This is a genomic window from Streptomyces sp. NPDC060198, from assembly GCF_042728415.1.
Lineage (GTDB): Bacteria > Actinomycetota > Actinomycetes > Streptomycetales > Streptomycetaceae > Streptomyces.
This window is the reverse complement of record NZ_JBHWZJ010000292.1, coordinates 1-8768: the sequence shown is the minus strand read 5'-3', so window position 1 is coordinate 8768 and position 8768 is coordinate 1. Positions and strand designations below refer to the sequence as shown.

Genomic DNA, 8768 nt, shown 5'->3' with positions numbered 1-8768 from the left:
CTCCGCCTCGGCGTTCTGCGGGTGCTGGGCCGCCTCGGCCTGGTTGGCCTCGGCGGTCTCCTTCTCCTTCTTCGCCGTGGCTTCCTGGGCCTCGGCCGCGAGCCGCTTGGCGTGCGCGTCGGCCGCCGCCACCTTGGCGTCGGACTCCGCCGCCAGGGTCTCGGCGAGTTTGGCCTCGGCGGTCTCCTTGTCCTTCTTCGCGTTGTCGCGGTGCGTCTTGGCCGCGTCCGAGGCGGCCTTGGCCTGCAGTTCGGCCCGGTAGGCCGCCTGCCTGCGGAACTCCGTCTTGGACTGCGCGGCCTGGGCCAGTGCACGCTGGGCGATCGTGTCACTGTCCGCGGCAGCCGCCCGGGTGGCCGCCTCGGCGGTCTCGCCGGCCTTCACCAGGGCAGTCACCGCCGCCGCCGCGCCCTGTGTGACCTGCGCCTTCTGCTGCCCCACCAGCAGACCGCGACCCCGCGGCGCCCCGTTGGCGTCCGCGATGGCGTACGCCGCCTGCTCGGCGGTGACGCCGGCGCTCTGGGCGGCCGTCGCTGCCGTCGCCTGACGCTTCAGCTCCGCCAGTTCTGCCTGCGCTCCCGTGCGTGCGGCACTCAGCCTCGCCGCGGCCTTGGTGAACTCCGCCGTGGGAGGCACGGTGCCGTTGTGCGCGGAGACCTTGAAAAGCACCTTCTGCGTGGCGGCGGTGCTGCAGGCCGCCGCGAGCGCGTCCTGACCCGCTGTGTACGCCGGGAAGTTGAGGCACTTGTTCGCCCCCACGTTCTGCAGGGTGGCGCTCGCCCGGACGCTGAACTTCCACACCTGCGCGGGCGTTCCGTTGCAGGTGTAGATCTGGATCTTCGTCTGGTTGGTGGCGAGGTCGAGGCACTTCTGCGCGTTCACGTTCTGCAGGCTGTAGCCCTGGCCGTAGCCGCCGTTGATCCGCCACTGCTGGGCGGCCGCCGTGGAGCAGGCGACGACCTCGACGGCCGTGCCGTTCGCGGTGCCCGAACCCTGGACGCCCAGACACTTGCCTGTCGCGCCCGGGATCTGCACGGCCATCGGTGAGTCGCCGATCCAGCCGACGCCGCCCGAGGACCAGTAGTCCTGCCAGCGGGTGATGTGGTCGGCGACCCACGAGTGGCCGAGCAACTTGCCCATCGACTCGGAGGCCACGGTCAGCGCCTGGACGGCGTTCTTATTCGCGGTCAGGATGTCGTTGCGCTTGGCCGCCTGCGAGCCGATCTCCTGCTGCCACTCCGCCGCGGCGGTCGCGGAGACCTCGCCGAGGACCTTCTCCGGGTCCATCGGATCACGCCACGCGCACGCGGCGAAGCGGGACTTGAGGTCCTCGACCGCGATCCGGTGTTCGGTGGTGCCCGGCACCGGCGCCTTGTCCGGGAAGCCACCCGAACTCAGGAAGAGGCGGGCGTTGTCGGCGCCGGTCGGCTCCAGGCTCCAGTCCGTCAGGTGCTCGTAGGCGGCCCGCAGAGCGAGCTGCCGGTCCCAGTCCGGCAGGGAAGGGTCGGGGTCGCTCCCGTACAGCGGCTGCCCCAGGGCCTTGACCGCGGCGACGGTCTGCGCGTCGGCGGCCGGGGTGGCGTCCTCGTAGAAGTCGCTCTCGTCCTTCCAGAACCGGTCGGCGATCCACTCGGTGAGGCCGGTCTGGGAGTGGAAGTCCTCGCCGTCGTCGCCGCTCGTCCCCGGTGGCCACTCGAAGTCGACCACGGATGTGAAGCCGCCCGGCGTCTCCAGCCCGGTGATCTTCCAGGTGTTGTGGAGCGCGTCGAGGCGGTTCAGTTCGGCCAGTGCGGCGGTCCGGTCCGATTCGTACGCGGTGGCGAGCGGCGTGTCCTCCCAGTAGTCCCGGTCCGCCAGTTCCCGCAACCGCTCCGGGCTCTGGTTCAGGGCGTCCTTGGCGCTGGTGGCCATGGCCGGCCCGCCGAGCCGCAGGACGTCGCTCATCAGACACTGGTCCTGCCGCAACAGCTCGGCGGGCGTGTCCTCGTACCAGTCGTAGTCGCTGGAGGCCGCCTCGGTGTTCGGGGCGGTGGGCCGGGCCAGGAGTTCGGGGGCGACACCCACGCCCGCCAGCAGTGCGGCGGCCAGCAGGGGCGGCACGAGCCGGGCGGAGAGCCCGGATCGCCGGAGAACGGGTCTGCGTGACCCGGATGATCGTGAACGCACGTGTGCATCCTCTGTGTGGAGGGTGGACCGACCGGTCGATGACCAGTGGCGTGTGCCGCGACGCCGGGACGGCGCGCGGTCCGACGCGGGGGCAGGGGCGTCGGGGCGCGGCGGACGGCATGGGATGCACGGAGTGCGGGCATGGCGGTACGACGATGAACTTCCCCCGGCGACGTGGTTCCCCCGGTCGCTCGTCATGACGTGCGCGGTCTCGGTCTGGTCAGGACCGGGTCCGGCGCGGCGTCACTTTAGGCAGAAGTCGACACTTTCCGGTAGAGGTTGACGGGGGGCCGGGGGCAGATTGGCGCGATGTGGAATGCCGACAGCGGCGGCTCCGCCCGGCCGACCGAAGGGCCGGCACCCACGGTTACCTGTGCGTAGCCTGTGTATTCGAGTTGCGTGTGGGGTGAATGGTGCGCCAGAGGCTGGCCGAATCTCGCCCCTCGGCAGTTGGCTCCAGCGACGCGTACGACCCCAGCCGTCGTCGCTGGTAGCGGTTCTGCCCATCCACCAGGCACTCCACCCTGGTGACCAAGACCTCTGTGCGGAGGCCAGGAACGTCCGAGCACCCTCGCTCACCGCTCCTCGGCGATCTCCTCGGTGAGGTGGGAGCGCTTCGAGGGCTGTGCGCCGATCGTCGGGATAAGGCCCTGAGCAGCATGGCCGGACGTGAACGCGCCCGGTCAGGTGCGTCCGTGACCTCATGCCGTAACGGCTGAGCCGGTTCCGCTCGTGAAAGGAGGCCGCACCGCGCCGACGGACTCGTCCCGGACCGAGGACGGACCTCCGGCGCGGGGGCCTCTACGCCGGCACCAGCTCCGGCGGGACGAACCCCGCCTCAGCCAGGCGCCGCCACAGTGCGTCCGGGACGGGGAAACGCGCTGCCGCCGCGTTCGCCGTGACTTCGGCGGCCGACCGGCAGCCGACGACCACCGACCCGACGGCCGGGTGCAGGGAAGGGAACTGGATCGCCGCGGCGGCGAGGGGCACTCCGTACTCCGCGCACAGCGCCCGGCAGCGCCGCGCGCGGGCCAGGGCCTTTTCGGGGACCGGGCGGTAGTGGAACATCGCGCCGGGGGAGGGGTCGGCGAGGAGACCGGTGTTGAAGACGCCGCCGACGACGACCGAGGTACCGGTCTTCACGCACGTCGGCAGCAGCGTTCCCAGGGCGTCGTGGTCCAGGAGCGAGAGCCGGCCCGCGATGAGGACGACGTCCACCTCGTACTCCGCCACGTAGGCGGCGAGCGGCGCACTGTGGTTCATGCCGAATCCGATCGCCCGTACCAGTCCTTCGTCCCGGAGCCGGCGCAGCGTCGGGTAGGCCGTGCGTCGGACCTCCTGCGCGAAGTCGTCCGCGTCGTGCAGGTAGAGGATGTCGACCGAGGAGCGGCCCAGTCGGTCCAGGCTGGATTCCAGCGACGCGCGGATACCGGCCTCCGTCCAGTCGGGGACGACCTCGCCGGGTGAGCCGTCGGGCCGTGGCCGCAGCAGCCAGCCCGTCTTGGTCGAGATCAGCGGTGCCGTGACGCCCGCCGGTGCCAGAAGGCGGCCGAGCCTGTCCTCGGCCTGGCCGTGCCCGTAGCGCGGTGCCGTGTCGAAGTACCTGATCCCCTCGTGGGCCGCCGCCTCCAGCGTGGCCGCCGCGTCCGCCTCGGGCACCTCCTCGAACAGACCTCCCAGCGGTGCGGTTCCGATGCCCAGGCGGGGCATGTCGAAGGGCAGTCGGGCGGTCATCGGGACACCTCCGGGGAAGGGGCGTCGCAGGTGGGCCGCGCGCCGCGCAGGGTCATCGTCAGGGTCAGCCGTACCCGTGTACCCCCGGGCAGTTCCACGCGACAGCGCGAGCTGTCCACCTCCTGCACGGGGCCGTCGTCGACCCGTACGGTGTGCACGGCGTGTTCGGCGAACGAGCCCGCCTGGACCACCAGCGAGCGCGCGGTGCCACCGAGGTTGACCAGTTCCACGACGGTGTGCTCCGGGCGGATGTCGGAGACGAGCGCCGCGGTGTCCGCGGGAAGTCCCGGCCGCTGCCCGAGGGCGTCGAAGTAGCGCAGATGCATGTGGGTGAGGCCGCCGTTGTAGAGGACCTGGGGCGAGCCGGTGGTCAGCTGCAGCAGGGCCTCCGTGACGACCGGGTTGCGGTCCTGCCAGTGGTGGATGTCGAGGATTCCGGGGCCCGTCGCGGGGTCCACCCGGTCGGTCTCGATGGCCTCGACGCGTTCGGCGCAGGAGTCGAGGGCGCTGCGCAGCATGCGCTCGGGGAAGTCCGGGTTGCGGCCCTGCAGGAACTCGTACCACGGCTCCTCGTGGCCGGCCTCGTCCTTGATGCGCTGGGTGTGCACCGTCGTCCAGTCCCAGCCGGCGCCCGCCCGCAGTCGCTCGATCCGTTCCTGGTCCTCGGCCGCGCGACCGAAGTGCCACAGTGAAAGCGGGAGTTGACCTGGCATCACAGTGAAGTCGAACCAGCCGGAGTCGTTGTGCCGCTGCGGGACCATCAGCGTGCGGTCGCCGTCCATCGCGCGCAGATGCGGCTCCCAGCGCTCGCCCAGGGTGCCCCGGTCGTCGGCGCCGAGCTGCTCGCCCTGGCGCAGTACGGCGTCGAGCGGGTTGCGGGCCAGGTCGAGGTAGCCCGCGTCGCCGGTCAGCAGGGCCGCGTTCGAGGCGCCGACGAGGGTGGCGCTGCCCACGGGGGAGAGGCCGTGCGGCCAGGACCAGCCGTAGTGCGCGCCGTACCAACGACCGCCCAGGTATTCGCCGACGGTGCCGCTGAGCCCCGCGTTGTCGGGGACGACGTCGTGTCCGTCGAGCCGCTCGCGCCAGGCGCCGACGTACTCGGCCACCCAGTCCGCGTAGCGCTGTTCACCGCTGAGGAGAAAGGCGTTCGTGGCCAGTCCCGTCGCGGCGAGATTGACGATCGTGTCGCCGCGGCCCATCCGGTCCCACATCGCACGGCCGTAGGAGCGGGCGCGCTCGGGGTCGGCCGCGAGCTGGTCGAACGAGGTCACGTCGTCCATCGCGTCGAGCGGAAGGCCGTACGGGCGCAGGGCGAGGCTCCACGGGAAGTACGGCTCTTCGTCGCTGAAGCCCGGACGCGGCCCCGCCGACCCGTTGTGCGGTGCGCGCACGACCCGGTGTTCGGCGTCGTAGTTCGGACCGCCGGGGAGGTAGAAATCGGCGAAAGACCCCGCCATGGAGCGCAGTTGCCGGTCGCCAGGATCGGCCAAGCACAGGCCGTAGAAGAGCAGCAGACCCTCGCCCTGATGGAACCAGTCGTAGCCGCGCTCCAACCCGCCTCGCAGCATGCCCATTTCGGAGAGCTGCGCGGAGACGCCGCTCCAGTGCCGCCGTGCCGCGGTCAGGAGATCGGCGCTGCCGCCGAGGACGTACAGCGTCGGCCAGTTGAAGAACGGCTCGTAGAAGTCGTCCACGCCGTCGCGGCCGTCAGGACCCACGCCGAGCTTGTCCCGGAAGACGAGGCGGCCGTCGCCCTCGGTGTAGCGGTCGGCGAAGAGACGCCAGGCCGCGTCCTGGCGGTCGAACAACTCCCTCTGGAGCAGGGCCCATCGGGGCGCCTCGCCGAGGGGTCGGGTCGCCCGGAGCCGTAGGCCGGGCGCCGTGGTGGCGGTCATCGCCGCACCCCCGCAGCCGTGTTCGAGCCGTTGGTCCATGGGTTCCTGGACATCGAGAACATCCGCCCTTCACAATCGCCCATCGATAGACGATGGTTAGACTCACCGGCGCGAGTCGGCCTGTCAATACTCGGGAACGGCGCATCAGGAGGATCCCGGCCGTGATCGACTGCCATGTACACCTGTGGGACCCGGCATCCGGATTCCCGTGGATCCGCCCCGGGAGCGTCCACCACCGGGCCTTCCGCATCGAGGACCTGGAGGCGTCGGAGCCGGATACGGCCGTGACCGGGGCGATCCTGGTCGAGGGGTCCCGCGGCGACGTCGGCGAGACGTTCGCCCTGCGCGCGTGGCGGACGAGCCGCCCCGACCTCGTCGCGGGGTACGTGGGAAATCTGCACGTCCACGGCGACGACGGCCCACGCCGCTTTCGCGCCCTGCTGCGCGACCTGGGCGACACCCGCCCGAACGCCATGCGTCTGGGCGGTGCGAGCTGGGCGCACTGCCCGGAATCAGCCCGCGCGTTGGTGCCGGAACTCGCCGCCGCCGACATGGTGTTGGAGCTCAATCTGGGGTCCGGTTCGCTACGGGCGGCGGCCGGCGCGGCCGTCCGGCACCCGGGGCTCACCGTGGTCGTCGACCACCTCGGCAACCCGCCGAACCTCCGCCGTGACCTGGGGGAGTGGTACCGCGACCTGGAACGGGCCGCCTCGGTCCCGAACGTGGTCGTCAAGATCTCCGGCCTGCTCACCCAGCAGCACGGTGTACCGCCCGAGCGGACCGCCGAGCTGGTCAGGCACGTGGTGGGCGCGCTCGGACCCGACCGGTGCCTCGTCGGTTCGGACTGGCCGATCTGCTTGGCCCGGGGCAGCCGCGCCGAGTCCCTGGAACTCTCCTGCCTCGGTCTCGACCGGCTCCCGGACGGCGCACGCCGGCGGATCCTGCACGACAACGCCGTCCGGGTGTACGGACTGAGTGGTTGACAGTCGCCGAAGCGCACTGATTCGATTCCGTCGATGATCGATAGGCGATGAGCTTGTGCTGGCTCCCTCAGCCCCGAAGACCGCGGAGATGCGACATGGCGTTGTTCGATCTGCCCCTGGACGAGCTGGAGCGGTACCGCCCGGTACTGGACGAGCCCGACGACTTCGACGCGTTCTGGCGCGACACCCTCGCCGAACAGCGGGACTTCGCTCCGGCCGTCACGTTCGAACCGGTCCACAACGGACTCGCCACGATCGACACGTACGACGTGACGTTCGCCGGATACGGCGGCCACCCCGTACGCGGCTGGCTGCACCTGCCCGTCACCCGCTCCGGCCCGCTGCCGGCCGTCGTGGAGTACCTGGGATACGGCAGCGGGCGCGGGGCCCCGCACGAGAAGCGGCTGTGGGCCTGTGCGGGCTACGCGCACCTCGTGATGGACACCCGGGGGCAGGGCGCCGAGACGCCCGACCCCGACCCGGCCTCCGGCGACATCGCCTCCCCCGGCTTCCTGACCCGCGGTGTGCTCGACCCGCGCCGCTACTTCTACCGACGGGTCTACACCGACGCCGTACGGGCCGTCGCCGCCGTACGCACCCATCCCTCGGTCGATGCCGCACGGGTCGCTGTCACCGGAACCAGCCAGGGCGGCGGCATCGCGCTGGCCGCCGCGGGCCTGGTCCCCGACCTCGTCGCGGTCATGCCGGACGTGCCGTTCCTGTGCCACTTCCCGCGCGCCACCACGATCACCGACAAGCCGCCGTACGCCGAAGTCACCCAGTTCGTGAAGCTGCACCGGGAGCACGCGGCCACGGTCGCCCGCACGATGGCGTACTTCGACGGCGTCAGTCTGGCCCGCAGGGCGAACGCGCCGACCCTGTTCTCGGTCGGCCTCATGGACCACATCTGCCCGCCCTCGACCGGGTACGCGGCGTTCAACCACTACGGCGCCGAAGGCGGGGTGGACCAGGCCGACAAGCACATACGCGCCTATCCGTTCAACGACCACGAAGGCGGAGGCCCCACCCACGAGGTGGTCAAACTGGACTGGCTGGCGAAGCGGTTGGACCTCACGGGCTGACGTTCGTCCGGGGTTCCGCCTCCGTGCGCCCCCACCGCAATTCCATCGATAGACGATGAGCGCGTAACATGACACAACTGGTTCGCCCCGTCGCAGGATTGGGAATTCATGGCATCGAACGTGTCGGCTGGATTCGTCTCCACGCTGGCCACCAACAAGGACCGGTTCCGCAAGACCCTGATCTCCGACCAGGTCTACGAGCTGCTCCGCCAGGCCGTCGTCGACGGCGATCTCGCACCGAGCGAGCGCGTCGTCGAGTCGGAGATCGCCCGGCGGCTGGGGGTGAGCCAGGCCCCGGTGCGGGAGGCGGTCAAACGCCTGGCCCGTGAGGGGCTGCTCATGCACGTCCCGCGCCGCGGCCACTTCGTCGTGGAGATCTCCGCACAGGACGCCGAGTACGCCCGGCAGGTACGCGAACCGCTGGAGCGGCTCGCCGCGCGCCTCGCCACCGAACACCTCACCGACGACCACCTCCGTGAGCTCGACGCGCTGGTCGAGCGGATGCGGGACGCCGTCGCCGCGAACGACGTGAGCCTGTTCCGCGACGCCGACATCGAGTTCCACACCGTGGTCAGCGGAATCGCGGGCAATCCGTTCCTGGCCCGGATGTGGGAGGTCATCGAGCCGAGCCTGCGCACTCTGCGGGCCATCTCCGACCCCCTCTTCGAGGGCGACTGGAGCGCCATGGCGGAGGAGCACGGACGGCTCGTCGGGCTGCTGCGGTCCGGCGACGCGGAGCTCGCGGCCGAGGCGTTCGCCGACCACGCGGCCGGCCGCGGACCCGTCCCGGACGCGCGTGAGGTGAAGAGGAAGCCGCGCAGGGCCGCAGCCGAGAAGTGAGCCACCCGCACCGAGGGCCCGAGCCGGACATCCGGCTCGGGCCTTTCGCAACACGCTTTACGGTGCAT

Annotated in this window: 6 protein-coding genes; 3 read left to right on the top strand and 3 right to left on the bottom strand. The window is 71.2% G+C overall.

Going from position 1 to position 8768, the window contains the following annotated elements; translation table 11 throughout:
- From ACFWEP_RS26800 to ACFWEP_RS26790, 3 genes are all read right to left on the bottom strand, one after another.
- The coding region (locus tag ACFWEP_RS26800; protein ID WP_387373642.1) for an RICIN domain-containing protein at positions 1-2100 on the bottom strand (2100 nt) is incomplete at its 3' end.
- Between the two features lie 867 nt (positions 2101-2967).
- On the bottom strand, positions 2968-3900 hold the full coding sequence (locus ACFWEP_RS26795) for an aldo/keto reductase (RefSeq protein WP_387373640.1): 933 nt from the start codon (positions 3898-3900) through the stop codon (positions 2968-2970).
- A complete protein-coding gene (locus ACFWEP_RS26790; RefSeq protein WP_387373638.1) occupies positions 3897-5834 on the bottom strand; it encodes a hypothetical protein in 1938 nt (645 codons plus the stop codon). Before ACFWEP_RS26790 ends, ACFWEP_RS26795 begins: the two co-directional genes overlap by 4 nt.
- Before the next feature lie 122 nt (positions 5835-5956).
- Here ACFWEP_RS26790 and ACFWEP_RS26785 point away from each other — a divergent pair, with 122 nt between their 5' ends.
- The 3 genes from ACFWEP_RS26785 to ACFWEP_RS26775 all read left to right on the top strand — a co-directional run bounded on the left by ACFWEP_RS26785 (position 5957) and on the right by ACFWEP_RS26775 (position 8700).
- Positions 5957-6778, top strand: a complete 822-nt coding sequence (locus ACFWEP_RS26785) for an amidohydrolase family protein (RefSeq protein ID WP_387373636.1) — start codon at positions 5957-5959, stop codon at positions 6776-6778.
- 95 nt (positions 6779-6873) lie between these two features.
- Positions 6874-7860, top strand: coding sequence for an acetylxylan esterase (locus ACFWEP_RS26780; RefSeq protein WP_387373634.1), 987 nt, complete (start codon positions 6874-6876; stop codon positions 7858-7860).
- Positions 7861-7968: 108 nt separating this feature from the next.
- Positions 7969-8700 (top strand): GntR family transcriptional regulator, encoded by a 732-nt coding sequence (locus tag ACFWEP_RS26775; RefSeq protein WP_387373633.1) that lies wholly within the window; start codon positions 7969-7971, stop codon positions 8698-8700.
- Positions 8701-8768 lie beyond the last annotated feature (68 nt).

Bases quoted from the DNA above. Each gene is read 5' to 3' on its own strand.
- ACFWEP_RS26795 (WP_387373640.1), bottom strand. From the start codon at position 3,900: ATGACCGCCCGACTGCCCTTCGACATGCCCCGCCTGGGCATCGGAACC.
- ACFWEP_RS26790 (WP_387373638.1), bottom strand. From the start codon at position 5,834: ATGGACCAACGGCTCGAACACGGCTGCGGGGGTGCGGCGATGACCGCC.
- ACFWEP_RS26780 (WP_387373634.1), top strand. From the start codon at position 6,874: ATGGCGTTGTTCGATCTGCCCCTGGACGAGCTGGAGCGGTACCGCCCG.
- ACFWEP_RS26775 (WP_387373633.1), top strand. From the start codon at position 7,969: ATGGCATCGAACGTGTCGGCTGGATTCGTCTCCACGCTGGCCACCAAC.